This window comes from Yokenella regensburgei, from assembly GCF_003634235.1.
In the GTDB taxonomy this organism is placed as follows: domain Bacteria; phylum Pseudomonadota; class Gammaproteobacteria; order Enterobacterales; family Enterobacteriaceae; genus Yokenella; species Yokenella regensburgei.
This window is the reverse complement of sequence record NZ_RBIZ01000004.1, coordinates 656,974-681,725: the sequence shown is the minus strand read 5'-3', so window position 1 is coordinate 681,725 and position 24,752 is coordinate 656,974. Positions and strand designations below refer to the sequence as shown.

The window sequence follows — 24,752 nt, the reverse complement described above, 5'->3', positions numbered from 1 at the left end:
TTACTGCGCCTGCACGCGCAGCTCAGCTGCGCTACGACTACGGTGACCCAACAGTGCTTTGACATCGCTGGACTTCGGTTTAACCAGGGCAAACTTCGCTGAGAACGCTGGCCAGTTGGCGAGGATCTCCTCTCCACGCGAAGAGCCGGTATGCTGCACGTGCTCGGTAATAAGCCCACGCAGGTGCTCTTCGTGGATAGCGAGCGTGTCTACCGCCAGCACTTCCACCAGCTCCGGGTTCACGCGTTTGCGGAAGTCACCGTCTTCATCCAGTACGTAAGCGAAGCCACCGGTCATGCCCGCGCCAAAGTTGACGCCGGTTTTACCGAGCACGCAGACAATACCGCCTGTCATGTATTCACAGCCGTTGTCGCCAATGCCTTCGACGACGGTGATGGCACCAGAGTTACGCACGCCAAAACGTTCGCCCGCGCGGCCCGCCGCATACAGGCGACCCCCGGTGGCACCGTACAGACAGGTATTACCGATGATGCTTGCATCACAGCTACGGAAGGCAGAACCCACCGGCGGACGTACCGCCAGCAGACCACCTGCCATGCCTTTGCCGACGTAGTCGTTGGCATCGCCAGTCAGGTACAACTCAACGCCGCCGGCGTTCCACACGCCGAAGCTTTGCCCGGCGGTACCGCTGAAGTGAGCGGTAATAGGATCCGCCGCCAGGCCCTGGTCGCCGTGAGTCTGGGCGATATAACCAGAGAGAGATGCGCCAACGGAGCGGTCAGTATTACGGATATCAAACCAGAATGTTTTGCTCTGCTTGTCATCAACGAACGGTTTCGCCTGCTGCAGCAGTTGAGCGTTAAGCACCCCGTTATCAAACGGCGGGTTGTGCTCGGTGCAGTACACCGCTTTCCCCGGGTGCGGTTCAGCAGTCTCCAGCAGTTTGCCGAGATCCAGTTTTTGCTGTTTGGCGGTGAAGCCTTCCAGCTCTTTCAGCAGGTCGGTACGGCCAATCAGGTCAACCAGGCGCGTTACGCCAAGCTCGGCCATCAGCTCACGCACTTCACGGGCGATGAACTGGAAGTAGTTCGTCACTTTGAACGGCAAACCATGGTAGTGATTTTTACGCAGCTTATCGTCCTGGGTAGCAACACCGGTCGCGCAGTTGTTCAGGTGGCAGATACGCAGGTATTTACAGCCCAGCGCCACCATCGGGCCGGTACCGAAGCCGAAGCTTTCCGCACCAAGGATTGCCGCTTTGATGATGTCGAGGCCGGTTTTCAGACCGCCGTCCACCTGCAGACGAATCTTGTGGCGCAGACCGTTGGCAACCAACGCCTGCTGCGTTTCCACCAGCCCCAGCTCCCACGGGCATCCCGCGTATTTCACGGAGGAAAGCGGGCTTGCACCGGTGCCGCCGTCGTAGCCGGCGATGGTGATGAGGTCCGCATAGGCTTTTGCCACACCGGTGGCAATAGTGCCCACGCCCGGTTCAGACACCAGTTTCACTGAGATCATCGCTTTTGGATTGACCTGTTTGAGGTCAAAAATCAGCTGCGCCAGATCTTCAATCGAGTAGATATCGTGATGCGGCGGTGGTGAAATCAGCGTGACGCCCGGGACGGAGTAGCGCAGTTTTGCGATGTATGGGGTGACTTTATCACCCGGCAACTGACCGCCTTCGCCCGGCTTCGCGCCCTGAGCCACTTTAATCTGAATCACGTCGGCGCTGACCAGATACGCCGGAGTCACGCCGAAGCGACCCGAGGCCACCTGCTTAATGCGTGACACTTTATTCGTGCCGTAGCGAGCCGGATCTTCACCGCCCTCGCCGGAGTTGGAGTTACCGCCGATGCTGTTCATTGCTTCCGCCAGCGACTCGTGAGCCTCCGGGCTCAACGCGCCGATGGACATCGCGGCGGTATCAAAGCGTTTGTACAGCTCGCTTGCCGGTTCGACATCGTTGAGGCTGACGGCGGTACCGTCCGGGTTCAGCGCCAGCAGATCGCGCAGGGTGGCGGCGGGGCGGTTGTTCACCAGCGTCGCATATTCCTGATAATCGCTGTATTCACCGCTCTGCACCGCCTGCTGCAGGGTGCGCACCACGTCCGGGTTGTAGGCGTGGTATTCACCGCCGTGAACGTACTTCAGCAGCCCACCCTGAGCCAGCGGCTTGCGGGCAAGCCACGCGCGCTTGGAAAGGTTCAGCAGATCCTGCTGGAAATCGTCGAAGCCAGCACCGCCGATACGGCTCACCGCGCCCTGGAAGCAAAGACCAGAAACGTCGGCATGCAGGCCAACCGCTTCAAATAGCTTCGAGCAACGGTAGGAGGCGATGGTCGAGATGCCCATTTTGGACATGATTTTGTACAGGCCTTTGTTGATGCCGTTACGGTAGTTCAGCATCACCGTGCGGTAGTCTTTGTCGATAGCTTTGCTGTCGACCAGTTTTGCCAGCGTTTCGTAGGCCAGATACGGGTAGATAGCCGTCGCGCCAAAGCCCAGCAGCACCGCGAAGTGGTGCGGGTCACGGGCACTTGCGGTTTCGACAATGATGTTGGCGTCGCAGCGCAGGCTCTTATCTACCAGACGAGTCTGGATAGCGCCCACCGCCATCGGCGCCGGTACCGGCAGACGGTTTTTTGCAATATTCCGGTCCGAGAGCACCAGCAGAACGGTGCCGTTGCGGACCATTTGTTCGGCTTTGTCACACAGCGCTTTTACCGTCTCTTCCAGTGTGGCCTCGGTGACATCAAAGGTGATATCCAGGCGGTCAGCGCGGTAGTGCTCTTCCTTCATGGTCGTGAGCTGGGTGAAGTCGGAGAACAGCAGGATCGGCGATTTAAAGCTCAGACGGTGCGCCTGGCCTTCTGCTTCGCAGAACACGTTCATCTCGCGGCCAATGCTGGTGGCAAGGGACATCACGTGTGCTTCGCGCAGCGGATCGATTGGCGGGTTAGTCACCTGCGCAAACTGCTGACGGAAGTAGTCGTAAATGATGCGCGGCTGACTGGAAAGCACGGCGAACGGGGTATCATCACCCATCGAGCCTACAGCCTCCTGACCGTTTTCACCGAGCACGCGGATAACCGAGTCCAGCTCTTCCGCGCTGTAGTTAAACTGTTTCTGGAAGCTCGCGAGCATATCGTCGTCCAGCTCGCGGTGGCCGACGTCTTCATCCGGCAGATCTTCGAACGGCACCAGGCGACGGACGTTTTTCTCCATCCACTCTTTGTACGGGTGACGGCTCTTCAGATCGTTATCGGTTTCCGCCGAGTGCAGAATCCGGCCCCCGCGGGTGTCGATAACCATCAGCTCGCCCGGGCCCACGCGGCCTTTCTCAACCACTTCATCCGGTTGGTAGTCCCAGATGCCGACTTCTGAGGCACAGGTGATGAGCTTGTCTTTGGTGATGACGTAGCGCGCCGGGCGTAGGCCGTTACGGTCGAGGTTACAGGCAGCAAAGCGACCGTCGGACATGACGATACCTGCCGGGCCGTCCCACGGCTCCATGTGCATGGAGTTAAAGTCGAAGAAGGCGCGCAGCTCCGGGTCCATATCCGGGTTGTTCTGCCAGGCAGGCGGCACCAGTAAACGCATGGCGCGCACGATATCCATTCCGCCTGCCAGCAGCAGCTCGAGCATGTTGTCGAGGGAGCTTGAGTCGGAGCCGGTTTCGTTGACGAACGGCGCAGCGTCCTGCAGATCCGGGATCAGCGGAGTCTGGAATTTATAGGTACGGGCGCGGGCCCACTGGCGGTTACCGGTGATGGTATTGATCTCGCCGTTGTGTGCCAGATAGCGGAACGGCTGTGCCAGCGGCCAGCGCGGCACGGTGTTTGTGGAAAAGCGCTGGTGGAACAGGCAGATGGCCGACTCCAGACGCAGATCCGCAAGATCCAGGTAGAAGCGCGGCAGATCCGCCGGCATACACAGACCTTTATAGATGTTCACGAGGTTAGACAGGCTACAGACGTAGAAGTCTTTGTCTTCCTGCAGACGTTTTTCGATACGGCGACGAGCGATGAATAGACGACGCTCCATATCGCGCGGGCGCCAGCCTGCCGGGGCGTTAACAAAGATTTGCTCGATGCGCGGCATGGAGGAGAGGGCGATTTCGCCGAGCACGCCTTCGTTGGTCGGCACGTCACGCCAGCCGACAATCGACAGCGTTTCACGCTGCAGTTCTTCTTCCACCACACGGCGGGAAGCGCTTGCCAGTTCAGCGTCTTTGTTCAGGAAAATCATCCCGACGGCGTAGTTTTTGGCTAAACGCCAGCCGCGTTCTTCAGCCACCAGGCGGAAGAAACGGTCCGGTTTTTGTAACAGCAGGCCGCAACCGTCGCCGGTTTTACCATCGGCGAGGATCGCTCCACGGTGCTGCATACGGGCCAGTGCGTGAATGGCGGTACGCACTACCTTGTGGCTAGGTTCGCCTTCTATGTGGGCGATCAGGCCGAAACCACAGTTATCCTTCTCAAGGGATTTATCGTACAACATATCAGTGAACCTCCCCAGGCTCTACGGGACGACCTCCGAACCGATTGCGCGCAGGCGCAGCAAGGGCATGGCGACGGGGTTCGGTGTTTCATACACCTGCCTCGCATTCGCCCTCTAGTATCCTTTTCGCATCGGTGCACAAGTATTGAGGACTTGCTTCAGAGGGAATCTCAATTACTGCATAAATATGATGAGCAGAGCGCTCATCCAGAAAGCTTCCAGCGGATTTCCAACTTATCGGGAATCTGCACACAGGTCAAATGGCAAACTTATTGATAGAAAAATGTGCTAGCAGGTAGTTATGTTAATGATAAGTAATGATATATCAGTAATTTTATCGTAAAGATTCTGTCAGGGAAGTGGCGATTGAGTGTGATCTGTCTCACTGTATGAAAGCGGTATTAGCCCTTTAGTGTGCTAAAGTCGACATTTCCGACAGATTTTTATCCTGGTAATGCTGCTAAAGTCGCTTCATGCCTCTGTTTTTTACCATGCCGAAGAATAGTGAAAAAAAGCGTTCTGACATAAGTAAAAGTCATTGCCTTTAGGCTGAATGAAGTTGCAGTAATTGTGCTTGAATATGCAATAAATAAAAGGCGGCCGTGGCGATTGATCCAGGTCATCGCCAACAGAGCGTAAAAATGGCAGGCTTGGCCCCTTTGTTGAGGCCGGTTTACCAGATTATGCAGTTACAGAAATTAGTCAATATGTTTGGTGGGGATCTTACGCGCCGTTATGGCGAAAAGGTTCATAAACTCACGCTGCACGGTGGGTTCAGTTGCCCGAATCGCGATGGCACCATCGGCCGTGGCGGCTGTACCTTCTGTAATGTCGCCTCCTTTGCTGATGAAGCGCAGCAGCACAGCTCTATTGCCGAACAGCTGGCGCATCAGGCTCTGAGGGTGAACCGGGCTAAACGTTATCTGGCCTATTTCCAGGCCTACACCAGCACCTTTGCGGAAGTGCAGGTGCTGCGCTCGATGTATCAACAGGCCGTGGCCCAGGCGAGCATCGTTGGCCTGTGCGTTGGTACGCGTCCGGACTGCGTTCCTGAAGCCGTGCTTGATTTGCTGAGCGATTACCACGAGCAGGGCTATGAAGTCTGGCTGGAGCTGGGCCTGCAGTCGGCACATGATAAAACTCTGCATCGCATTAACCGCGGCCATGATTTTGCCTGTTATCAGAATACCACCCGACTGGCGCGGGCACGGGGGCTGAAGGTGTGCTCACATCTGATTGTTGGTCTGCCGGGTGAAGGACAAACCGAGTGTCTGCAAACTCTTGAACGGGTTGTTGATACCGGTGTTGACGGTATTAAGCTGCACCCGTTACACATCGTCACCGGCAGTATCATGGCGAAGGCGTGGGCAGCGGGCAGGCTTGACGGTATTGCGCTTGATGAATACACGGTGACCGCCGGAGAGATGATTCGTCACACCCCGGCAGAGGTGGTCTATCATCGTATTTCCGCCAGCGCGCGGCGGCCAACGCTGCTCGCTCCACTGTGGTGTGAAAACCGCTGGACCGGGATGGTAGAGCTCGACAAATACCTCAATGCTCATGGTGTTCAGGGATCTGCCGTCGGTTCTTGCTGGATCCCATAACGCATTTTTTACACTTCCTTCAACGCCTCGCTCAGAATTGGGTATTATTGAGCGAAGATGTGGCGAAGGGATCCCCTATGAAGCAAATCCGTTTACTTGCGCAGTATTACGTCGACCTGATGATGAAGCTCGGGTTGGTGCGTTTTTCCATGCTGCTTGCACTCGCGCTGGTGGTGCTGGCGATTGTGGTGCAGATGGCCGTGACCATGGTGCTGCACGGCCAGGTTGAGAGCATTGACGTTATCCGTTCAATCTTCTTTGGGTTGTTAATCACGCCCTGGGCGGTGTATTTCCTCTCGGTGGTGGTAGAGCAGCTTGAAGAGTCGCGTCAGCGCCTGTCCCGGCTTGTTGAAAAACTTGAAGAGATGCGCGAGCGTGACCTGAAGCTCAACGTTCAGCTAAAAGACAACATTGCGCAGTTGAACCAGGAAATCAGCGATCGTGAGAAAGCGGAAGCTGAGCGTCAGGCGACCCTTGAACGTCTGAAAATTGAAATGAAAGAGCGTGAAGAAGCGCAGATTCAGCTCGAACAGCAATCCTCTTTCCTGCGTTCTTTCCTCGATGCCTCTCCCGACCTGGTTTTCTATCGTAATGAAGATAAAGAGTTCTCCGGCTGTAACCGGGCGATGGAGCTGTTAACCGGGAAGAGTGAAAAACAGCTGGTTAATCTGAAGCCGCAGGACGTATACAGCGAAGAGGCGGCGGCGAAGGTGATGGAAACCGACGAGAAGGTGTTTCGCCATAACGTGTCGCTGACCTATGAGCAGTGGCTGGACTATCCGGATGGACGCAAAGCCTGCTTCGAAATTCGTAAAGTGCCGTATTACGACCGGGTGGGGAAACGCCATGGTCTGATGGGATTTGGCCGCGATATTACCGAGCGTAAGCGCTATCAGGATGCGCTTGAGCGCGCCAGCCGCGACAAGACGACCTTCATTTCGACCATCAGCCATGAACTGCGCACACCGCTGAACGGCATCGTCGGCTTAAGCCGTATTCTGCTGGATACCGATCTCACCAGTGAGCAGGAAAAATACCTGAAAACCATTCACGTATCGGCGGTGACGTTAGGCAACATCTTTAACGACATCATCGACATGGACAAGATGGAGCGCCGCAAGGTTCAGCTCGATAACCAGCCGGTCGACTTCACCAGCTTCCTCGCAGACCTCGAAAACCTTTCCGGCCTGCAGGCGCAGCAGAAAGGTCTGCGCTTTGTGATGGAGCCCGCTCAGCCGCTGCCGCATAAGGTCATTACCGACGGTACGCGCCTGCGCCAGATCCTGTGGAATTTAATTAGCAACGCCGTCAAATTTACTCAGCAAGGGAACGTTGCAGTGCGCGTGCGCTACGATGAAGGCGATATGCTGCACTTCGAGGTGGAAGACTCGGGGATCGGTATTCCGCAGAACGAGCAGGATAAGATCTTCGCCATGTACTATCAGGTGAAAGACAGTCACGGTGGCAAACCGGCGACAGGGACCGGTATTGGTCTTGCCGTTTCGCGTCGACTGGCGAAAAACATGGGCGGGGATATCACCGTCAGTAGCCGGCCGGGCCATGGCTCCGTCTTTACTTTAACCGTGCATGCGCCTGCGGTGGCGGAAGAAGTTGATGGCACTCTTGAAGATGACGATATGCCGCTGCCGGCTCTGCATGTGCTGCTGGTTGAAGATATTGAGTTGAACGTCATTGTAGCCCGCTCTGTGCTTGAGAAACTTGGCAACAGCGTGGATGTGGCGATGACCGGGAAAGCCGCGCTGGAGATGTTTGCCCCGGGTGAATATGACCTGGTGCTGCTGGATATTCAGTTGCCGGACATGACCGGGCTGGATATTTCCCGCGAGCTGAAGCAGCGCTATCAGTCCGATGAGCTGCCGCCGCTGGTGGCGCTGACGGCTAACGTACTGAAAGACAAAAAAGAATATCTTGATGCCGGAATGGACGACGTGCTGAGTAAGCCGCTGTCCGTCCCGGCGCTGACCTCTATTATTAAGAAGTTCTGGGATACCTGTGAAGAGGAGGACGTAGTGACAGCGACCGACAGCAGCAAAACGCAGACCGTACTGGATACCGATATGCTCCAGCAGTATATCGAGCTGGTGGGACCAAAACTGATTACCGACGGCCTTGCCGTGTTCGAGAAGATGATGCCGGGGTATCTCGCGGTTCTGGAGTCTAATCTCACCGCCCGGGACCAGAAAGGCATTGTGGAAGAAGGACACAAAATCAAAGGTGCTGCGGGCTCCGTAGGCCTTCGTCACATCCAGCAGCTGGGTCAACAGATCCAGTCTCCCGATCTGCCCGCCTGGTGGGATAACGTTGGTGAATGGGTTGAAGAGATGAAAAGCGAATGGCAACAGGACGTTGAAATGCTGAAGGCGTGGGTTGCTCAGGCTGGAAAAAAATGACCCCGGCCAGGCCGGGGTGCGCGAATACTGCGCCAACACCAGGGAAATCGTGGCTGCGCCGGGATTGATTGTTGGAATGATAATACTCGGACGCAACCTGAGGATTCGGATTGCACGCCCATTAAGATAGCAAATCTTAAATATTTTGTTACGTGAATCAGTAAAATGTGTGAAGCATGGCGACTAAATCAGAATATTTAATTGGCTTTATCCAGTTTTGATTAAGGATCGAGAGATGAAAAAAGTAGGTGTCGTGCTGAGTGGTTGTGGCGTTTATGACGGCTCAGAAATTCATGAAGCAGTCCTGACGCTATTGGCAATTTCCCGTGCTGGCGCTGAAGCAGTCTGTTTTGCGCCGGATAAAAGCCAGTCTGACGTGGTCAATCACCTCGCCGGTGCGCCAATGGCGGAAACGCGTAATGTGCTTATTGAAGCCGCACGTATTTCCCGTGGCGCGATCCGCCCCCTGGCGAGCGCCAGTGCCAGCGAGCTGGATGCGCTGGTGGTTCCCGGTGGCTTTGGTGCGGCTAAAAACCTGAGCAATTTTGCCTCACAGGGTGCCGAATGTGTGGTTGATGCTGACCTTCTGGCGCTTTCACAGGCAATGCATGCGGCGGGTAAACCGCTTGGTTTTATGTGTATCGCCCCGGCGATGCTGCCGAAGATTTTCGATTTCCCGCTGCGTATCACTATTGGTACCGATATCGACACTGCGGAAGTACTCGAAGCGATGGGAGCGGAACATGTACCATGCCCGGTTGATGACATTGTTGTGGATGAAGACCATAAAGTCGTGACCACGCCGGCATACATGCTGGCACAGAACATTGCGGAAGCGGCGACCGGTATTGATAAGCTGGTCGCCCGTGTGCTGGTTCTGGCTGAATGAGTCGAGGTCGCTCCCCGCTGGCATGGGCAAAACGCCTGATTATCCGTGTTCTGCTGGTGCTGGCGGTATTCTGGGGCGGTGGTATTGTACTGTTCAGCGTGCTGCCGGTGCCCTTCTCCGCAGTGATGATTGAGCGTCAACTGGGTGCCTGGATGCGCGGTGATTTTGGCTATGTTGCCCACTCAGACTGGGTGGGCATGGATGAGATATCACCGTGGATGGGGCTTGCGGTGATTGCCGCCGAGGATCAGAAATTCCCGGACCACTGGGGGTTTGACGTCGCCGCTATCGAAAAAGCGCTGGCGCACAACGAGCGTAACACCTCGCGCGTTCGCGGTGCCTCCACCATTTCGCAGCAGACAGCGAAGAACGTTTTTTTGTGGGACGGTCGTAGTTGGCTGCGCAAAGGCCTTGAAGCGGGGCTGACGGTGGGGATTGAAACCGTCTGGAGCAAAAAGCGGATCCTGACGGTGTACCTTAACGTCGCCGAATTTGGTGAAGGGGTCTTCGGGGTTGAAGAAGCCTCACAGCGCTATTTCCATAAGCCCGCCAGTCGTTTAACAATGTCAGAAGCTGCGCTACTGGCCGCGGTTTTGCCCGCCCCGTTGCGCTATAAAGCCAGTGCGCCTTCAGGGTATGTCCGCAGCCGCCAGGCGTGGATCCTGCGTCAGATGCGACAGCTCGGAGGGGAAGGATTTATGCAGGACAATAAGCTGCACTAATGAATTGGTGGGGAGGCCGGATAGCGACGTAACCGTCTTATCCGACCTGGTTTTCACTGATTAGTCTTCGTCAAAACCGGCGTTAAACAGTGCGATGACCGCCGCCAGCGCTTCGACTTCCTGCGGGCCGCTGGCTTCTATTTCAATCTGGCGACCTTTTGCGGAATCCAGCATCAACAGCGCGATAACGCTGCTGGCTTCCGCTTCGGTGCCTTCATCGTTGCGCAGCAGCACCTCAGCGTCATACTCCTGAACCAGTTCGAACAACTTCATGGCTGGGCGAGCGTGCATGCCCAGCTTGTTGGTTATCTCAACGGTCTGTTTTACGGTCATGTTTTACGTTTTTCCAGCGTCCGGTGACGTGACTGAACGTTCTTCCCGCGGGAGCGGAAATAGTCGGCCAACTGCTCGGCGATATACACCGAACGGTGCTTACCGCCGGTACAACCGATGGCAACCGTCAGGTAGCTTCGGTTATTGGTTTCCAGCATCGGTAACCATAACTCGAGATAGCTGCGGGTCTGGTAGATAAAATTGTGAACTTCTGTGTGCCTGTCGAGGAAGGCCGCTACCGGTTTGTCCAGGCCGGTCATTGGACGCAGCTTAGGGTCCCAGTGCGGGTTCGGCAGGAAACGAACGTCGAACACGTAATCAGCATCAATCGGAATACCGTGCTTGAAGCCGAAGGATTCAAACACCATTGTCAGCTCACGCTCGCGTTTGCCAAGCAGACGAGTACGCAGCATTTCTGCCAGCTCATGCACCGACATCTCTGATGTATCGACAATAAGATCCGCGCGTGAGCGCAGCGGCTCCAGCAGGGCGCTTTCTTCATCAATAGCGCTTTCCAGCGACAGATTTTTACTGGAGAGCGGGTGCAGACGGCGAGTATCACTGTAACGGCGAATCAGCGTATTGCGATCGGCGTCGAGGAAAAGCAGCTGTGGAGAGAACGCGTCCGGCAGGTTGTTCATCGCCTGCTCGAAAATCTCCGGGGATTCGGGCATGTTACGCACGTCGATGCTGACGGCAGCCGAGATCTCGCGGTCAGCCAGCGTTTTGGCAAGCTCGGGTAACAGCACTACCGGCAGGTTGTCCACGCAGTAGAAACCCATATCTTCCAGCGCGCGCAGGGCGACGGATTTCCCCGAGCCTGAACGACCGCTGACGATCATCAGTACCATGTACCGTTTCTCCTCAGTACGAAAAAGGGTAAACACATCATCCTGTAATCTGCCTCTTACGCATCATCACTGCCTTCGGCTTCCGTAATGATTTGGTAGAGCTCTTCATCACTTTGTGCAGCCCGCAGGCGCCGGCAAATAGTCTTATCCGCCAGACGTTTGGCCACCAGCGATAGCGTATGCAGATGCGTTTTCGTCTGATCGGCAGGGACCAGCAGGGCGAAAAGCAGATCCACCGGCTGGTTGTCGATGGCATCGAACGCAATCGGGGTTTCCAGCTGCACAAAGACGCCAACGGCGCGCAGCGTATCCTCTTCCAGTTTACCGTGCGGAATGGCAATGCCATTACCGATACCGGTACTGCCCATTTTTTCGCGGGTGAGAATGGCTTCGAACACCACCTGCGGGGGCAGACTTAGCTGTTTGGCGGCCAGCTCGCTGATAATTTCCAGCGCGCGCTTTTTACTCTGGCAGTGGACGCCACTACGGGTACATTCCTGGTTAAGGACATTGCTCAGTTGAAGAGCCGAATCGTTGTTCATCATAATTTCACCTGAGCATCGCCTGATGCAGAGGTCTGTATCAGGCGAGTGCTCGGACAATTAGTGTTGTTTTAGTTTATCTTTATGCTTGTTCAGCTGTCTCGCCAGTTTGTCTATCAAACCGTCAATCGCAGCATACATATCCTGACCTTCCGCACTGGCATGAATCTCACCACCGTTGACATGCAGGGTGGCGTCTGACACATGGGTCACTTTCTCCACTTTTAACACAATATAGACCTGATTGATCCTGTCGAAATATTGTTCGAGTTTGCTGAATTTCGAATTAAGAAATTCGCGCAATGCCTCGGTGATTTCGACGTTGTGTCCTGTAATGTTGAGCTGCATAGTGTCTTCCTTATCAGTTTTATCAGACCAGTTGTTTACGCTGGTTTGATGGCGGAATGGACAGAGACTCTCGGTACTTCGCGACGGTACGGCGGGCCACCATAATGCCCTGTTCAGACAACATAGAGGTTAGCTTGCTGTCGCTCAGTGGTTTCGCGGGATTTTCCGCGGCAATTAACTTCTTCACCAGTGCGCGAATTGCCGTAGAAGAGGCTTCGCCGCCGCCCTCGGTATTCACGTGACTTGAGAAGAAATATTTAAGCTCAAAAATACCGCGCGGACTGTGCAGATACTTCTGCGTTGTCACGCGTGAAATCGTCGATTCATGCATCTCGACGGCCTGGGCGATATCGGCCAGTACCATCGGTTTCATCATCTCTTCGCCCTGTTCAAAGAAGGCCTGCTGCTGCTCGACGATGCAGCGGCTGACGCGCAGGAGCGTGTCGTTACGACTTTCCAGGCTCTTGATGAGCCACTTCGCTTCCTGCAGGTTGCTACGGATAAACTGACCGTCAGTTTCGTTGCGCACGTTGTTACCCATGGCTGCGTACTGCTGGTTTATCTGCAGGCGCGGGATACTGTCGGAGTTGAGCTCTACGACCCAGCGGGTACCCATCTTGCGTACCAGCACGTCGGGGATGACATATTCCGGCTCTCCGGTCTGAATTGACTGCCCGGGGCGTGGATCCAGCGACTGGATCAGGTTCACCGCCTCTTTCAGCACCTCTTCTTTCAGACGTGTAACACGCATCAGGGAGCGAAAGTCGTGATTGGCGAGCAGATCGAGATGATCGCTAATGATGAGCCGCGCCTCTTCCAGACGCGGTGTCTCTTTGCTGAACTGGGAGAGCTGGATAAGCAGGCAGTCGCGAAGATCCTTCGCCGCCACGCCGACCGGATCGAAGCGCTGAATGCGTTTGAGCACGGCTTCAATCTCTTCGATACCGACATCGTCGTCGCCGATACTTTCCAGAATATCCTCAACGGAAATAGTGAGGTATCCGGTGTCATCGACCGCATCGACAATCGAGGTGGCAATGGCGCGGTCGGTATCCGAGAACGGGGTCAGCTCCACCTGCCACATCAGGTAATCCTGCAGTGACTGAGTGGTCTCTCCCTGGTAGACCGGCAGTTCGTCGTCGATGTAGTCCGCGCCGGTGCCAGACGGCGTTCCGGCGGTGTAGATTTCATCCCAGCTGGCGTCGAGCGGAAGCTCTTCCGGCATCTCTTTTTGTTCGAGGGCGTCAACGGTATCAAGGGTTTCCTTGTCCGGTGTCTCCGTGGTGTCGACCTCATCGTGAAGATCGGTTTGCTCAAGCAACGGATTGCTCTCCAGCGCTTGCTGAAGCTCTTGTTGAAGCTCCAGCGTCGAGAGTTGTAGCAGGCGAATGGCCTGTTGCAGCTGCGGCGTCATGGCGAGCTGTTGGCTGAGTCTTAACTGCAAACCTTGCTTCATGTTCAGGTCATTAATCTCCAGGAGTTACAACAATGACACTACCCTATCAGAGTCTGAAGTCTTCCCCAAGGTAGACGCGCTTAACATGCTCATCTTCGAGGATTTCTTTTGGCGTTCCGTGAGCTATGAGGTGTCCCTGGCTCACAATATAAGCTCGCTCACAGACGGCCAGCGTCTCGCGGACGTTATGGTCGGTTATCAGGACACCGAGACCGCTGTCACGCAGGTGCTCGATAATGCGTTTGATGTCGATAACGGAGATCGGGTCTACACCGGCGAAAGGTTCATCAAGCAGGATGAATTTCGGGTTGGCAGCCAGGGCGCGGGCGATTTCCACACGGCGGCGTTCACCACCGGAAAGCGCCTGACCGAGGTTGTCGCGCAGGTGCTCAATGTGGAACTCTTCCATCAGCTCGTTGGCGCGATCGACGCGCTGTTCGTTGCTGAGATCGTCACGGATCTGCAGTACAGCCATCAGGTTATCGTACACGCTCAGACGGCGGAAAATGGACGCTTCCTGCGGCAGGTAGCCAATGCCACGACGGGCGCGGGCATGCAGCGGCAGCAGGCTGATATCTTCATCATCGATGATAATATTACCCGCGTCGCGTGGAACGATGCCGACCACCATATAAAAGGTGGTGGTTTTACCCGCACCGTTAGGGCCAAGCAGGCCCACAATCTCGCCGGAGTTGACGGTCAGACTGACATCTTCCACCACGCGGCGGCCTTTATAAGCCTTGGCGAGATTCTTTGCAGTTAATGTTGCCATAACGAATTAGTTACTCTTCTTTTGCGCCGGAGCCGGGCTGTTGCCGTTTTTGTTCTGCAGCTGTGACGGTACCAGAACGGTGGTCACGCGTTTGCCTTTATCGCTAAAGGCCTGCATTTTCTGCTCTTTGACCAGGTAGGTTATCTTGTCGCCTGTAATGTTGCTGTCGAGCTGTTCAAGATACGCATTGCCGGTCAGCACCACGAAATCGTTCTGCAGTTCATAATGCATTTTAGAGGCGTGACCTTTCACCGGTTTGCCGCTGTCCTGCATTTGGTAGAAGGTCGCCGGGTTACCAAAACCGTCGATCACTTCTTTGCCTTTTTCGCCTTCCGGACGCGTTACCACGACCTTATCGGCATTGATTTTGATGGTGCCCTGGGTCACGACGACGTTACCGGTGAAGGTGACGATGTTCCCCTGCATGTCCAGCGACTGAGTGTCAGACTCAATATGAATAGGCTGATCGGTATCACCGGTTAACGCCAGTGCCGGCAGACTGGCCGCCAGCAGCGTGCTGGCGAGCGCTAATTTAAGGCTTAGTTTGTGTGTTCTGAATTTCATATGAGGTTCTAACCTTTTCAATCAGCTCGGCGTTTTTGCTGCGTAGATTTCCGCGCATTTTCAGGCCGCTGGAATTAAATGTGGTTCCGTACAGTGTTACCAGATCATCAGACGTGACATCCTGAGTGATCAAGTTAATCTGAGCGTTGTCCGTTGTAATTTTACGCAGTTGTGAGTCTGCCGTCAGCGCGTTAACTTCAACGTGTCCGTACAGATACAACATGCGGTCGTTAGTGAGTTTGGCTTTATCGGCCTTAATTGACCAGGTTGGCACTTTGTTGACGTCAAAGGTGGTCAACACCGGGTTGGTAAACCACGAAATGGCCTGGTCAGAAAAATACTCCACGTGCTCCGCAATCAAGCGGTAAGTCAGCGCACCCTCTGGGCTGTAGACGACCGTATCGGAGTGCTCACTCTTGTAAGTCGGTTCGTTAGGGTTGGCGACTATCTCCTTCGTATCGTCTTTGCTCGCCAGATTTACGCCGATAAGAATCAGCGCAATCAGCGATAGCAGAATGATAACCCAACGTCTGGTTTTGCTCATATCGATTGCCCTTTGGCTTCCTCTAGCTTGCCCTGTGCCAATAGTAACAAATCACAGACTTCTCGTACCGCTCCACGACCACCGTTGATATAGGTAACGTAATCCGCGCGTGAAATCAGTATCGGATGGGCATCGGCGACGGCAACGCCGAGCGCGACGTCCGCCATGACCGGCCAGTCGATAAGGTCATCCCCTACATAGGCCACTTGTTGCGGAGAAAGCGAGAGTTTCTCCAGCAGCTCGCGGTATGCCAGCAGTTTATCTGACTGACCCTGATACAGGTGGGTGATGCCAAGCGTGGCGCAACGATCTTCTAATAGTTTAGCCTTCCGCCCGGTAATGATCGCGACCTCAATGCCGGAAGTCAGCGCACAGCGAATGCCATAACCATCGCGGACGTTAAAGGCTTTTAACTCTTCGCCATTGTTGCCCATATAAATGAGGCCATCGGACATGACGCCGTCCACATCGAGGATCAACAGGCGGATATTTTCCGCGCTTGCCATCACCTTTGCACTCACGGGACCGTAGCAGGTCGCCACTGATGCACCAGCATTACTCATTCTTTCGTCCTTAATTACACTACGCCTGCGCGCAGCAGATCATGCATATGTACCACACCCAGCAAATGGTCGCCATCGGCAACCAGTACGCAGGTAACATGGCGGGATTGCATCAGGTTTAAGGCATCAACCGCCAGGGTGCCTGGGCGAATACGGATCCCGCCCGGCGTCATGACATCGGCAATGCTGAGGTTACGCATATCGGTACCGTTATCAAAGACCCGGCGCAGGTCACCATCGGTGAAAATACCCTGGATCTGCATCTGGTCATCGCAGATAGCGGTCATACCCAGATTCTTACGGGTGATTTCCAGCAGCGCATCGCGAAGCGAAGCGTCTTTGCTGACGTGCGGGATTTCATCGCCTGTGTGCATGATGTCATTAACCCGCAGCAGCAGCTTGCGGCCCAGTGCGCCACCTGGATGAGAAAGCGCGAAATCTTCGGCAGTAAAGCCGCGCGCTTTCAACAGCGCCACCGCGAGCGCATCTCCCATAACCAGTGCCGCAGTGGTGCTGGAAGTCGGGGCCAGACCCAGCGGGCAGGCTTCTTTCAGGACTTTGACACACAGGTGGATGTCTGCGGCCCGCGCCATGCTGCTTTCCGGACGGCTGGTCATGCAGATAAGCGGTACCTGCAGACGTTTAAGCACCGGGATCAGCGCGAGGATCTCGTTGGATTCACCGGAGTTCGACAGCGCAATCACGATATCCTGTGGAGTGACCATCCCGAGATCGCCGTGCGCCGCTTCGCCCGGGTGGACAAAAAACGACGAGGTCCCGGTGCTGGCAAAGGTCGCGGCCATCTTCCGGCCAATATGACCAGATTTGCCCATCCCCATGACCACCACTTTGCCGCTGCAATAGAATATCTTCTCGCAGGCCTGAGCAAAATCCTGATTAATATACTGATCGAGCTGTGCCAGACCTTCACGTTCAATTTCCAGGACTTCACGTCCTGCCTGCTGAAAGTCAAAATCCGGTTGCAAATCTAGTTGCGACATAGTGATTTTCCGATTTATTCAATAAAAAGCGGTGCTACCCAGTACAGCATCGCCAGCCACAGGAAAAAACCGCCAATTAACAGCGCGCCAGCACCACGGCCGATCTGCCGCTTACGGCGCCAGCAGAGCAGGGCGAATACGATGCTGACCAGCACCATAACGCCATAATCTCGCAGAAAAGCCTGATTATCGAAGTCCCCCGGCGCTATCAGCGCGGGCAGGCCAAGGACTATCGCGATATTAAATATATTGGCACCAATGATATTGCCAATCGCAATATCGTCCTCACCTTTACGTGCGCCGGCGATCGCGGTTGCCAGCTCCGGCAGGCTGGTGCCAATAGCGATTATCGTCAGACCAAGCGTCAGCTCGCTCATGGCAAAATAGTTAGCCAGCACGGTGGCATTATCGACCACCATGCGGGTCGACATCGGCATAATAATTAATGCTACTCCCAGCCACAGGCACGCCACCGGGAGCGAGCCATCCCGCGGTAGCTCCGCGACTTGTTCGCGGGTCAGGCTATCGTTACCTTGCCGTTCCGCCAGACGAGCGACTTTCACAATGTACAGTAGCCACAGCACCGCCAGCGCCAACAGGAAAAAACCGTCCATCAGCGTCAGCGAGCCTTTATACAGAACACAACCCGTCAGCAACGTGACGACTAACATTAACGGCAACTCGCGTCGCAGGATATCAGAATGCACGGTAAAGGGATGAAGAACTGCCGCTAAACCAAGGATTAGCAGGATATTGACGATGTTCGACCCAATGGCTGTACCAATCGCCAGATCTATCTGGCCATGGGTTGACGCTGCAAAAGAGACGATGATCTCAGGAAGTGATGTTCCGACGCTCACTACCGTCATCCCAATGATCAGCGGTGGGATCCCAAGCGATCGACATAAAATAGAGGCGGCATAAACCAGTCGGTCGGCACTGTAGACCACAAGAAGTAAACCAATAATTAACAGTGCCGTCGCTAAGAGCATCTAAAATCCTTTCTTCAGGTATAATCGTCGGTCCGTGACGCAAGGCCTGGCCAAAGAACGTAACGAATTCTTAATTTTGACTTTATGCGTCGTAAAAGTAAAACAAATGCCAGCTTTCGCTAACTTGTGCGGGTAAGATTCTGTAAAAATGATGGGTTCATGGCGAAATAACGCGTCATGCTGACCCCATGAGGTTTAGAAAGGATGATCCAATGAGCCAGACTGCAGCGAATATCGTCGAGATCCAGGGAGTGAGTTTCTCCCGGGGCGATCGCACGATCTTCGACAACATTTCACTGTCGGTACCCCGCGGTAAGATCACCGCGATCATGGGGCCGTCAGGGATTGGGAAAACCACGCTGCTGCGGCTTATCGGCGGGCAAATTCCGCCGGATAACGGTGAAATCCTGTTTGATGGGGAAAATATTCCGCAGATGTCGCGTTCGCGGCTTTATACCGTCCGTAAGCGGATGAGTATGCTGTTCCAGTCCGGCGCGCTGTTTACCGACATGAACGTGTTTGATAACGTCGCTTACCCGCTGCGGGAGCATACCCGTCTGCCACCGGCGTTGCTGAGAAGTACGGTCATGATGAAACTTGAAGCGGTTGGGCTGCGTGGCGCTGCCAGGCTGATGCCGTCGGAGTTGTCCGGTGGTATGGCTCGTCGTGCGGCGCTCGCGCGTGCTATCGCGCTTGAGCCTGACCTCATCATGTTTGATGAGCCGTTTGTCGGTCAGGATCCCATCACGATGGGTGTGCTGGTAAAACTGATTTCAGAGCTTAACAGCACCCTGGGCGTGACCTGTGTGGTGGTTTCGCACGACGTGCCGGAAGTGCTGAGTATTGCCGATTACGCTTATATCGTCGCCGATAAAAAGATTGTCGCTCACGGTAGCGCGCAGTCACTGCAGGAAAACACCGACCCGCGCGTCCGTCAGTTCCTTGATGGTATCGCTGACGGACCGGTACCGTTCCGCTATCCTGCAGGGGATTATCGTCACGACCTTTTACCAGGTTCAGGGAGTTAAGCTGCTCATGCTGTTAAATGCACTGGCCGCGTTGGGGCGCAGGGGGATTAAAACCACCGCCACCTTTGGCCGCGCCGGGTTAATGTTATTCAATGCCGTTGTCGGTAAACCCGATTTTCGTAGGCACGCTCCGTTGCTGATACGCCAGCTGTACAACGTGGGTGTGTTGTCGATGCTGATTATCCTCGTGTCCGGGGTGTTTATTGGCATGGTGCTCGGCCTGCAGGGGTATCTGGTCCTCACCACTTACAGTGCGGAATCAAGCCTTGGCATGCTGGTGGCGCTCTCGTTGCTCCGTGAACTGGGGCCTGTTGTCGCGGCCCTGCTGTTTGCCGGTCGTGCCGGTTCGGCGCTGACGGCAGAAATAGGCCTGATGCGCGCGACGGAACAGCTCTCCAGCATGGAGATGATGGCGGTGGATCCGCTGCGTCGCGTGATTGCACCGCGCTTCTGGGCTGGGGTAATCTCGCTGCCGCTGCTGACTATTATCTTTGTTGCCGTGGGTATCTGGGGTGGTTCACTGGTTGGTGTGAGCTGGAAAGGTATCGACAGCGGGTTTTTCTGGTCGGCGATGCAAAACGCCGTCGACTGGCGCCTCGATCTGGTTAACTGCCTGATTAAGAGCGTGGTATTTGCGATTACGGTGACCTGGATTGCATTATTTAACGGGTACGATGCTATCCCTACTTCGGCCGGGATTAGCCGGGCGACAACGCGTACGGTTGTACATTCGTCATTGGCAGTCCTTGGGCTGGATTTTGTGCTGACGGCACTGATGTTTGGGAATTGAGTTCATGCAAACGAAAAAAAGTGAAATTTGGGTTGGTATTTTTCTGCTGATTGCACTGCTGGCGGCCCTGTTTATCTGCCTGCAGGCAGCCAATGTAACCTCGCTGCGCACGGAGCCAACATACCGCTTGTATGCCACCTTCGACAACATTGGTGGCCTGAAAGCACGCTCCCCGATCCGCATCGGCGGGGTGGTGATTGGCCGCGTCTCCGACATTACGCTTGATCCAAAAACCTACCTGCCGCGCGTAGAGATGGATATCGAAGAGCGCTACAACCATATTCCGGATACCAGTTCTCTGGCGATTCGCACTTCTGGCCTGCTGGGCGAACAGTATCTGGCGCTGAACGTTGGCTTTGAAGATCCTGAACTGGGAACGGCTATTCTTAAAGACGGCGACACTATCCAGGATACGAAGTCTGCCATTGTGCTTGAAGACCTGATTGGGCAGTTCCTCTACAACAGTAAAGGCAGTGACAATAAGAGTTCTGGCGATGCACAAGGAAGCAGCGGAGACCATACTACCGCTGCGCCGTCTGCCGCTGGCACGACGAATTAAATCACGGGAGAAATGAGAGATGATTAAACGCTTGCTGATGATCGCCATGCTGGTGATTGCCCCACTCACGGCGGCCACCGCGGCTGACCAGACCAATCCCTACAAGCTGATGAATGAAGCGGCAGCGAAAACCTTCGGCCGTCTGAAAGCAGAACAGCCGAAAATCCGTGCCAATCCGGATTACCTGCGTGACGTTGTGGATCAGGAACTGCTGCCGTACGTGCAGATTAAGTATGCCGGTGCGCTGGTTCTGGGTCGTTACTACAAAGACGCCACTCCCGCACAGCGTGAAGCCTATTTCACCGCATTCCGTGAGTATCTGAAGCAGGCTTACGGTCAGGCGCTGGCGATGTACCACGGCCAGACTTACCAGATTGCTCCGGAACAGCCGCTGGGCGATGCGACTATTGTGCCTATCCGCGTGACCATCCTTGATCCGAACGGTCGCCCGCCGGTACGTCTGGACTTCCAGTGGCGTAAGAACAGCCAGACCGGCAACTGGCAGGCATATGACATGATTGCGGAAGGCGTAAGCATGATCACCACCAAACAGAACGAGTGGAGCGATCTGCTGCGTACCAAAGGGATCGACGGTCTGACGGCGGAACTGCAGTCTATCGCCAAACAGCCGATCACCCTGGAACAGAAAAAATAATGGCTAATGAACTACGCTGGAGCTGTGAAGACGGCTGTCTGCGGTTACAGGGCGAGCTGGATCAGGACTGGCTCGTGCCCCTGTGGGAAGCGCGTGCACAGGCCACTAAAGCGGCGTCCAGCATAGATCTTTCTGCCGTGACCCGTGTCGATACCGCAGGGCTGGCGCTACTCATCCATTTAATTGCCGATATTCGCGCGCAGGGCAGAGAAGCGAGCGTCATCGGCAAGAGTGAAAATTTACAGACGCTTATCCAGTTATATAACCTGCCTGCGGATATGATCCCGTAAATCTTTCAGTACGTTATTATTTAAAGCCCCGTCTATTTTCAGGATGGGGCTTTTTGCTTGTTTAAGACAGCGCCACTTTCCTCTAAGATGATGGGCTGTTTTTACTATCAGATGAAATTTGAACCCATGGAAAATCATGAAATTCAGACAGTGCTGATGAACGCACTCTCCCTTAAGGAAGTCCACGTTTCTGGCGATGGCAGTCACTTTCAGGTTATTGCTGTGGGTGAATTGTTTGACGGCATGAGCCGCGTCAAGAAACAGCAATCGGTCTATGCTCCTTTGATGGAGTACATCGCCGACAACCGCATCCATGCCTTGTCGATCAAAGCGTATACACCGCAAGAGTGGGAACGTGATCGCAAGCTAAACGGCTTTTGAGTCGGGACGAGACCGTCCCGGCAAGTATGAATTTTAAAAGAGACCAGAATTAATGGATAAATTTCGTGTGCAGGGGCCGACGCGGCTCCAGGGCGAGGTCACCATCTCAGGTGCCAAAAACGCCGCGCTGCCGATCCTTTTTGCAGCCCTGTTGGCAGAAGAGCCGGTAGAGATCCAGAACGTACCGAAGCTCAAAGACATCGATACCACGATGAAACTGCTGAGCCAGCTGGGCACAAAAGTTGAACGTAATGGCTCCGTATGGATTGATGCCGGCCCGGTAGACGTTTACTGTGCGCCTTACGAACTGGTCAAAACCATGCGTGCCTCTATCTGGGCGCTGGGCCCGCTTGTGGCGCGCTTTGGTCAGGGGCAGGTTTCTCTGCCTGGCGGTTGTGCAATTGGTGCACGTCCGGTCGACCTGCACATCACCGGCCTGGAACAGCTGGGCGCTGAGATCAAGCTGGAAGAAGGCTATGTGAAGGCTTCGGTTGATGGTCGTCTGAAAGGCGCCCATATCGTGATGGACAAGGTCAGCGTTGGCGCGACCGTCACCATCATGAGTGCCGCAACCCTTGCGGAAGGTACCACCATCATCGAAAACGCCGCGCGTGAGCCGGAAATCGTTGATACGGCTAACTTCCTCAACACCCTCGGTGCGAAAATCACCGGCCAGGGTTCCGATCGCATCACCATTGAAGGCGTAGAACGTCTGGGTGGCGGCGTATACCGTGTTCTGCCTGACCGTATCGAAACCGGGACCTTCCTGGTCGCGGCGGCCATCTCTGGCGGTAAAATTCTCTGCCGTAACGCCCAGCCGGATACGCTGGATGCGGTGCTGGCGAAGCTGCGCGACGCGGGTGCTGAAATTGAAACCGGTGAAGACTGGATTAGCCTCGACATGCATGGTAAGCGTCCGAAAGCGGTTAACGTGCGTACTGCACCGCACCCGGGCTTCCCGACTGACATGCAGGCTCAGTTTACGTTGCTGAACCTGGTCGCTGAAGGTACCGGTGTTATCACGGAAACTATCTTCGAAAACCGCTTCATGCACATCCCAGAGCTGATTCGTATGGGTGCGCACGCGGAAATCGAAAGCAATACGGCGATTTGCCACGGGGTGGAAAAACTGTCTGGTGCCCAGGTGATGGCGACCGATCTGCGTGCTTCTGCAAGCCTGGTGCTGGCGGGTTGTATTGCGGAAGGGGCGACCCTGGTTGACCGTATTTATCATATCGATCGCGGCTATGAGCGTATCGAAGATAAACTGCGCGCGTTGGGTGCTAACATCGAACGTGTGAAAGGCGAATAACGCCTGCCTCTCTGATGCAGCCCCCTGCCAGTCTGGCACGGGGGGTGCTTCTGCCTGCTTTACAGCTTCTTACGTTGACGCATCAGACGCGTTCTGTCGATAAACTCATGGGTAACAGGATCGTGATAGCGCGATGGCCAGATGACCCACGGGTCGGTGCCGAGTGCGTTCGCGATAATAAGCTCGCCTTTCGGCCATGGGCGGGTTAGCGCATTCGCCAGTGTCGAAGAACTGAGTCCGTTTTTTCGTGACTCCGCCGCCATCGACGTGCCTTTCTTACGTAATCCGGAAATGATATCGGCCGGATGCCAGTCAATGAACTTTTCCATGCTTTCTCCCTGTCAGTGACATTTCAGAGCGTCGCCAGACTTCACGACGAACTTACTATAACCCCGGAAAGCCTGTGGTTCTAAAAAGTTCGACTAAATAGAATGCATATTCAGAAAATATCAAGGAAACAGGTAAATACGGGAAAATGAATACTGTTTTTATGGAACTTTCCCGCGCATTTGCGCGGGAGAGAGAGGGGATTAATGGTCGCGCTGTACGGCGATGTGTGCCAGCGCCACGAGGGCTTCACGCCACGGAGATTCCGGAATGGAATGCAGGGCAGCAATTGCTTTATCAGCTTCCTGCTCGGCACGCATACGGGTCCATTCCAGCGAACCGCACGCCGCCATGGTTTCAAGAACCGGCTCCAGCAAATGGCGGCCGTTACCCTGTTCAATCGCTTCGCGAATCATGGCAGATTGCTCAGCGGTACCGTTACGCATCGCGTGCAGCAGCGGCAGCGTAGGTTTGCCTTCGTTCAGGTCGTCACCCACGTTCTTGCCAAGGGTCTGACCGTCTGCGCTGTAATCGAGTAAATCGTCAATCAGCTGGAAAGCTGTGCCAAGATAGCGGCCATAGTCCTGAAGCCCTTGTTCCTGTTCAGGCGTACAGTCTGCCAGGATACCGGAGCATTGAGACGCGGCTTCAAACAGGCGTGCGGTTTTACTGTAGATAACGCGCATATAGTTTTCTTCAGTGATGTCCGGATCGTTCACGTTCATCAACTGCAGCACTTCGCCTTCGGCAATGACGTTTACTGCTTCAGACATGACATCAAGCACTCTGAGCGAGCCAAGGCGGGTCATCATCTGAAACGCGCGCGTGTAGATGAAATCACCAACCAGCACGCTTGCGGCATTACCAAACGCTGCGTTAGCCGTCGCTTTACCGCGGCGCATATCCGATTCATCCACCACATCGTCGTGAAGCAGGGTAGCGGTGTGGATAAACTCGATTAGGGCGGCAATTGTGACATGCGCATTGCCTTCATAACCCACCGCTCGCGCTGCCAGCACAGCAATCATCGGGCGAATGCGTTTACCACCGCCGCTGACGATGTAATACCCCAGTTGGTTGATCAACTGCACATCAGAGTTGAGCTGCTCGAGGATGGTTGCGTTGACTCCCGCCATGTCTTGCGCGGTTAACTCATTGATTTTTTCTAGATTCATCGCAAAAGCCGGGCTTAATGTCCTGTTTTCCATCTATCCAAAAGAGATAGCAGAGAGTTTGTATTAGAATTGTAGCCGCAATTGTACTGAAAAAACGCGCCAGATAAACGTCGCCGTGTGCGTTGTGTTTTTTTTCTGCATCAATCGATGATCGCTCTTGTCAAAGCCGCGCGTTTTGCGTA

At 54.8% G+C, this 24,752-nt stretch carries 25 protein-coding genes; 11 read left to right on the top strand and 14 right to left on the bottom strand.

The features are described from left to right. Entirely contained in the window at nucleotides 1-4,461 is a 4,461-nt protein-coding gene (gene gltB, locus C7387_RS14705) for a glutamate synthase large subunit (protein WP_006818090.1), read from the bottom strand. A 683-nt stretch (nucleotides 4,462-5,144) separates the two neighbouring features. Between gltB and mnmL the strand changes: the two genes are divergently transcribed. The 4 genes from mnmL (at nucleotide 5,145) to mtgA (ending at nucleotide 10,087) form a co-directional block, all read left to right on the top strand. Beyond that, nucleotides 5,145-6,065, top strand: a complete 921-nt coding sequence (gene mnmL / locus C7387_RS14700; RefSeq protein ID WP_120816956.1) for a tRNA modification radical SAM protein MnmL/YtqA — start codon at nucleotides 5,145-5,147, stop codon at nucleotides 6,063-6,065. A 77-nt stretch (nucleotides 6,066-6,142) separates the two neighbouring features. After that, nucleotides 6,143-8,476: an aerobic respiration two-component sensor histidine kinase ArcB gene (arcB, locus tag C7387_RS14695; protein WP_120816955.1), complete on the top strand. Its 2,334-nt coding sequence runs from the start codon at nucleotides 6,143-6,145 to the stop codon at nucleotides 8,474-8,476. Nucleotides 8,477-8,711: 235 nt separating this feature from the next. Further along, nucleotides 8,712-9,365: an isoprenoid biosynthesis glyoxalase ElbB gene (gene elbB / locus C7387_RS14690; RefSeq protein ID WP_038256027.1), complete on the top strand. Its 654-nt coding sequence runs from the start codon at nucleotides 8,712-8,714 to the stop codon at nucleotides 9,363-9,365. Continuing rightward, on the top strand, nucleotides 9,362-10,087 hold the full coding sequence (gene mtgA, locus C7387_RS14685) for a monofunctional biosynthetic peptidoglycan transglycosylase (RefSeq protein ID WP_006818094.1): 726 nt from the start codon (nucleotides 9,362-9,364) through the stop codon (nucleotides 10,085-10,087). The genes elbB and mtgA overlap by 4 nt, the downstream gene beginning before the upstream one ends. A gap of 60 nt (nucleotides 10,088-10,147) precedes the next feature. Here mtgA and npr read toward each other — a convergent pair whose 3' ends face one another. The 11 genes from npr to C7387_RS14630 are packed head-to-tail and all read right to left on the bottom strand — an operon-like array spanning nucleotide 10,148 to nucleotide 18,053. Then, complete coding sequence (gene npr / locus C7387_RS14680) at nucleotides 10,148-10,420, bottom strand: PTS phosphocarrier protein NPr (RefSeq protein WP_006818095.1); 273 nt, start codon at nucleotides 10,418-10,420, stop codon at nucleotides 10,148-10,150. After that, the gene (rapZ, locus tag C7387_RS14675) at nucleotides 10,417-11,271 is read right to left on the bottom strand and encodes an RNase adapter RapZ (protein WP_006818096.1); all 855 of its coding nucleotides are present in this window, start codon (nucleotides 11,269-11,271) and stop codon (nucleotides 10,417-10,419) included. The genes npr and rapZ overlap by 4 nt, the downstream gene beginning before the upstream one ends. A gap of 56 nt (nucleotides 11,272-11,327) precedes the next feature. Next, the gene (gene ptsN / locus C7387_RS14670) at nucleotides 11,328-11,816 is read right to left on the bottom strand and encodes a PTS IIA-like nitrogen regulatory protein PtsN (protein ID WP_006818097.1); all 489 of its coding nucleotides are present in this window, start codon (nucleotides 11,814-11,816) and stop codon (nucleotides 11,328-11,330) included. 57 nt (nucleotides 11,817-11,873) lie between these two features. Beyond that, on the bottom strand, nucleotides 11,874-12,161 hold the full coding sequence (gene hpf, locus C7387_RS14665; RefSeq protein ID WP_006818098.1) for a ribosome hibernation promoting factor: 288 nt from the start codon (nucleotides 12,159-12,161) through the stop codon (nucleotides 11,874-11,876). Between the two features lie 22 nt (nucleotides 12,162-12,183). After that, nucleotides 12,184-13,617, bottom strand: a complete 1,434-nt coding sequence (rpoN, locus tag C7387_RS14660) for an RNA polymerase factor sigma-54 (RefSeq protein ID WP_038256025.1) — start codon at nucleotides 13,615-13,617, stop codon at nucleotides 12,184-12,186. 46 nt (nucleotides 13,618-13,663) lie between these two features. After that, entirely contained in the window at nucleotides 13,664-14,389 is a 726-nt protein-coding gene (gene lptB / locus C7387_RS14655) for an LPS export ABC transporter ATP-binding protein (RefSeq protein WP_006818101.1), read from the bottom strand. 6 nt (nucleotides 14,390-14,395) lie between these two features. Then, nucleotides 14,396-14,953 carry a lipopolysaccharide ABC transporter substrate-binding protein LptA gene (gene lptA / locus C7387_RS14650; protein ID WP_006818102.1) on the bottom strand — a complete coding sequence of 186 codons (558 nt, stop codon included), beginning with the start codon at nucleotides 14,951-14,953 and terminating at the stop codon, nucleotides 14,396-14,398. Beyond that, complete coding sequence (gene lptC, locus C7387_RS14645; protein WP_006818103.1) at nucleotides 14,922-15,497, bottom strand: LPS export ABC transporter periplasmic protein LptC; 576 nt, start codon at nucleotides 15,495-15,497, stop codon at nucleotides 14,922-14,924. Before lptC ends, lptA begins: the two co-directional genes overlap by 32 nt. Further along, nucleotides 15,494-16,060, bottom strand: coding sequence for a 3-deoxy-manno-octulosonate-8-phosphatase KdsC (kdsC, locus tag C7387_RS14640; RefSeq protein WP_006818104.1), 567 nt, complete (start codon nucleotides 16,058-16,060; stop codon nucleotides 15,494-15,496). The genes lptC and kdsC overlap by 4 nt, the downstream gene beginning before the upstream one ends. Before the next feature lie 14 nt (nucleotides 16,061-16,074). After that, complete coding sequence (gene kdsD / locus C7387_RS14635) at nucleotides 16,075-17,061, bottom strand: arabinose-5-phosphate isomerase KdsD (RefSeq protein WP_006818105.1); 987 nt, start codon at nucleotides 17,059-17,061, stop codon at nucleotides 16,075-16,077. Nucleotides 17,062-17,075: 14 nt separating this feature from the next. Continuing rightward, a complete protein-coding gene (locus tag C7387_RS14630) occupies nucleotides 17,076-18,053 on the bottom strand; it encodes a calcium/sodium antiporter (protein WP_006818106.1) in 978 nt (325 codons plus the stop codon). A 212-nt stretch (nucleotides 18,054-18,265) separates the two neighbouring features. On the opposite strand from C7387_RS14630, the gene mlaF reads away from it, so the two are divergent. From mlaF to murA, 7 genes are all read left to right on the top strand, one after another. Beyond that, nucleotides 18,266-19,081, top strand: coding sequence for a phospholipid ABC transporter ATP-binding protein MlaF (mlaF, locus tag C7387_RS14625; protein WP_038256007.1), 816 nt, complete (start codon nucleotides 18,266-18,268; stop codon nucleotides 19,079-19,081). A gap of 7 nt (nucleotides 19,082-19,088) precedes the next feature. Then, the gene (mlaE, locus tag C7387_RS14620; RefSeq protein WP_038256005.1) at nucleotides 19,089-19,871 is read left to right on the top strand and encodes a lipid asymmetry maintenance ABC transporter permease subunit MlaE; all 783 of its coding nucleotides are present in this window, start codon (nucleotides 19,089-19,091) and stop codon (nucleotides 19,869-19,871) included. 4 nt (nucleotides 19,872-19,875) lie between these two features. After that, on the top strand, nucleotides 19,876-20,430 hold the full coding sequence (mlaD, locus tag C7387_RS14615; protein WP_006818109.1) for an outer membrane lipid asymmetry maintenance protein MlaD: 555 nt from the start codon (nucleotides 19,876-19,878) through the stop codon (nucleotides 20,428-20,430). Nucleotides 20,431-20,449: 19 nt separating this feature from the next. Further along, nucleotides 20,450-21,085, top strand: coding sequence for a phospholipid-binding protein MlaC (gene mlaC / locus C7387_RS14610; protein ID WP_006818110.1), 636 nt, complete (start codon nucleotides 20,450-20,452; stop codon nucleotides 21,083-21,085). Further along, on the top strand, nucleotides 21,085-21,375 hold the full coding sequence (gene mlaB, locus C7387_RS14605) for a lipid asymmetry maintenance protein MlaB (protein WP_038256004.1): 291 nt from the start codon (nucleotides 21,085-21,087) through the stop codon (nucleotides 21,373-21,375). Before mlaC ends, mlaB begins: the two co-directional genes overlap by 1 nt. A 126-nt stretch (nucleotides 21,376-21,501) precedes the next feature. Further along, nucleotides 21,502-21,756 carry a BolA family iron metabolism protein IbaG gene (gene ibaG, locus C7387_RS14600; RefSeq protein ID WP_038256112.1) on the top strand — a complete coding sequence of 85 codons (255 nt, stop codon included), beginning with the start codon at nucleotides 21,502-21,504 and terminating at the stop codon, nucleotides 21,754-21,756. A gap of 52 nt (nucleotides 21,757-21,808) precedes the next feature. Further along, nucleotides 21,809-23,068 (top strand): UDP-N-acetylglucosamine 1-carboxyvinyltransferase, encoded by a 1,260-nt coding sequence (gene murA / locus C7387_RS14595; RefSeq protein WP_006818113.1) that lies wholly within the window; start codon nucleotides 21,809-21,811, stop codon nucleotides 23,066-23,068. Nucleotides 23,069-23,127: 59 nt separating this feature from the next. Here murA and sfsB read toward each other — a convergent pair whose 3' ends face one another. Continuing rightward, entirely contained in the window at nucleotides 23,128-23,397 is a 270-nt protein-coding gene (sfsB, locus tag C7387_RS14590; protein ID WP_006818114.1) for a DNA-binding transcriptional regulator SfsB, read from the bottom strand. A 201-nt stretch (nucleotides 23,398-23,598) separates the two neighbouring features. Beyond that, nucleotides 23,599-24,570, bottom strand: coding sequence for an octaprenyl diphosphate synthase (gene ispB, locus C7387_RS14585; RefSeq protein ID WP_038256002.1), 972 nt, complete (start codon nucleotides 24,568-24,570; stop codon nucleotides 23,599-23,601). Nucleotides 24,571-24,752: the final 182 nt, after the last annotated feature.

What these genes read in the sequence shown, in the direction of transcription:
- gltB (WP_006818090.1), bottom strand. Translation starts at nt 4,461, where the DNA reads ATGTTGTACGATAAATCCCTTGAGAAGGATAACTGTGGTTTCGGCCTG.
- mnmL (WP_120816956.1), top strand. Translation starts at nt 5,145, where the DNA reads ATGCAGTTACAGAAATTAGTCAATATGTTTGGTGGGGATCTTACGCGC.
- arcB (WP_120816955.1), top strand. Translation starts at nt 6,143, where the DNA reads ATGAAGCAAATCCGTTTACTTGCGCAGTATTACGTCGACCTGATGATG.
- elbB (WP_038256027.1), top strand. Translation starts at nt 8,712, where the DNA reads ATGAAAAAAGTAGGTGTCGTGCTGAGTGGTTGTGGCGTTTATGACGGC.
- mtgA (WP_006818094.1), top strand. Translation starts at nt 9,362, where the DNA reads ATGAGTCGAGGTCGCTCCCCGCTGGCATGGGCAAAACGCCTGATTATC.
- npr (WP_006818095.1), bottom strand. Translation starts at nt 10,420, where the DNA reads ATGACCGTAAAACAGACCGTTGAGATAACCAACAAGCTGGGCATGCAC.
- rapZ (WP_006818096.1), bottom strand. Translation starts at nt 11,271, where the DNA reads ATGGTACTGATGATCGTCAGCGGTCGTTCAGGCTCGGGGAAATCCGTC.
- ptsN (WP_006818097.1), bottom strand. Translation starts at nt 11,816, where the DNA reads ATGATGAACAACGATTCGGCTCTTCAACTGAGCAATGTCCTTAACCAG.
- hpf (WP_006818098.1), bottom strand. Translation starts at nt 12,161, where the DNA reads ATGCAGCTCAACATTACAGGACACAACGTCGAAATCACCGAGGCATTG.
- rpoN (WP_038256025.1), bottom strand. Translation starts at nt 13,617, where the DNA reads ATGAAGCAAGGTTTGCAGTTAAGACTCAGCCAACAGCTCGCCATGACG.
- lptB (WP_006818101.1), bottom strand. Translation starts at nt 14,389, where the DNA reads ATGGCAACATTAACTGCAAAGAATCTCGCCAAGGCTTATAAAGGCCGC.
- lptA (WP_006818102.1), bottom strand. Translation starts at nt 14,953, where the DNA reads ATGAAATTCAGAACACACAAACTAAGCCTTAAATTAGCGCTCGCCAGC.
- lptC (WP_006818103.1), bottom strand. Translation starts at nt 15,497, where the DNA reads ATGAGCAAAACCAGACGTTGGGTTATCATTCTGCTATCGCTGATTGCG.
- kdsC (WP_006818104.1), bottom strand. Translation starts at nt 16,060, where the DNA reads ATGAGTAATGCTGGTGCATCAGTGGCGACCTGCTACGGTCCCGTGAGT.
- kdsD (WP_006818105.1), bottom strand. Translation starts at nt 17,061, where the DNA reads ATGTCGCAACTAGATTTGCAACCGGATTTTGACTTTCAGCAGGCAGGA.
- C7387_RS14630 (WP_006818106.1), bottom strand. Translation starts at nt 18,053, where the DNA reads ATGCTCTTAGCGACGGCACTGTTAATTATTGGTTTACTTCTTGTGGTC.
- mlaF (WP_038256007.1), top strand. Translation starts at nt 18,266, where the DNA reads ATGAGCCAGACTGCAGCGAATATCGTCGAGATCCAGGGAGTGAGTTTC.
- mlaE (WP_038256005.1), top strand. Translation starts at nt 19,089, where the DNA reads ATGCTGTTAAATGCACTGGCCGCGTTGGGGCGCAGGGGGATTAAAACC.
- mlaD (WP_006818109.1), top strand. Translation starts at nt 19,876, where the DNA reads ATGCAAACGAAAAAAAGTGAAATTTGGGTTGGTATTTTTCTGCTGATT.
- mlaC (WP_006818110.1), top strand. Translation starts at nt 20,450, where the DNA reads ATGATTAAACGCTTGCTGATGATCGCCATGCTGGTGATTGCCCCACTC.
- mlaB (WP_038256004.1), top strand. Translation starts at nt 21,085, where the DNA reads ATGGCTAATGAACTACGCTGGAGCTGTGAAGACGGCTGTCTGCGGTTA.
- ibaG (WP_038256112.1), top strand. Translation starts at nt 21,502, where the DNA reads ATGGAAAATCATGAAATTCAGACAGTGCTGATGAACGCACTCTCCCTT.
- murA (WP_006818113.1), top strand. Translation starts at nt 21,809, where the DNA reads ATGGATAAATTTCGTGTGCAGGGGCCGACGCGGCTCCAGGGCGAGGTC.
- sfsB (WP_006818114.1), bottom strand. Translation starts at nt 23,397, where the DNA reads ATGGAAAAGTTCATTGACTGGCATCCGGCCGATATCATTTCCGGATTA.
- ispB (WP_038256002.1), bottom strand. Translation starts at nt 24,570, where the DNA reads ATGAATCTAGAAAAAATCAATGAGTTAACCGCGCAAGACATGGCGGGA.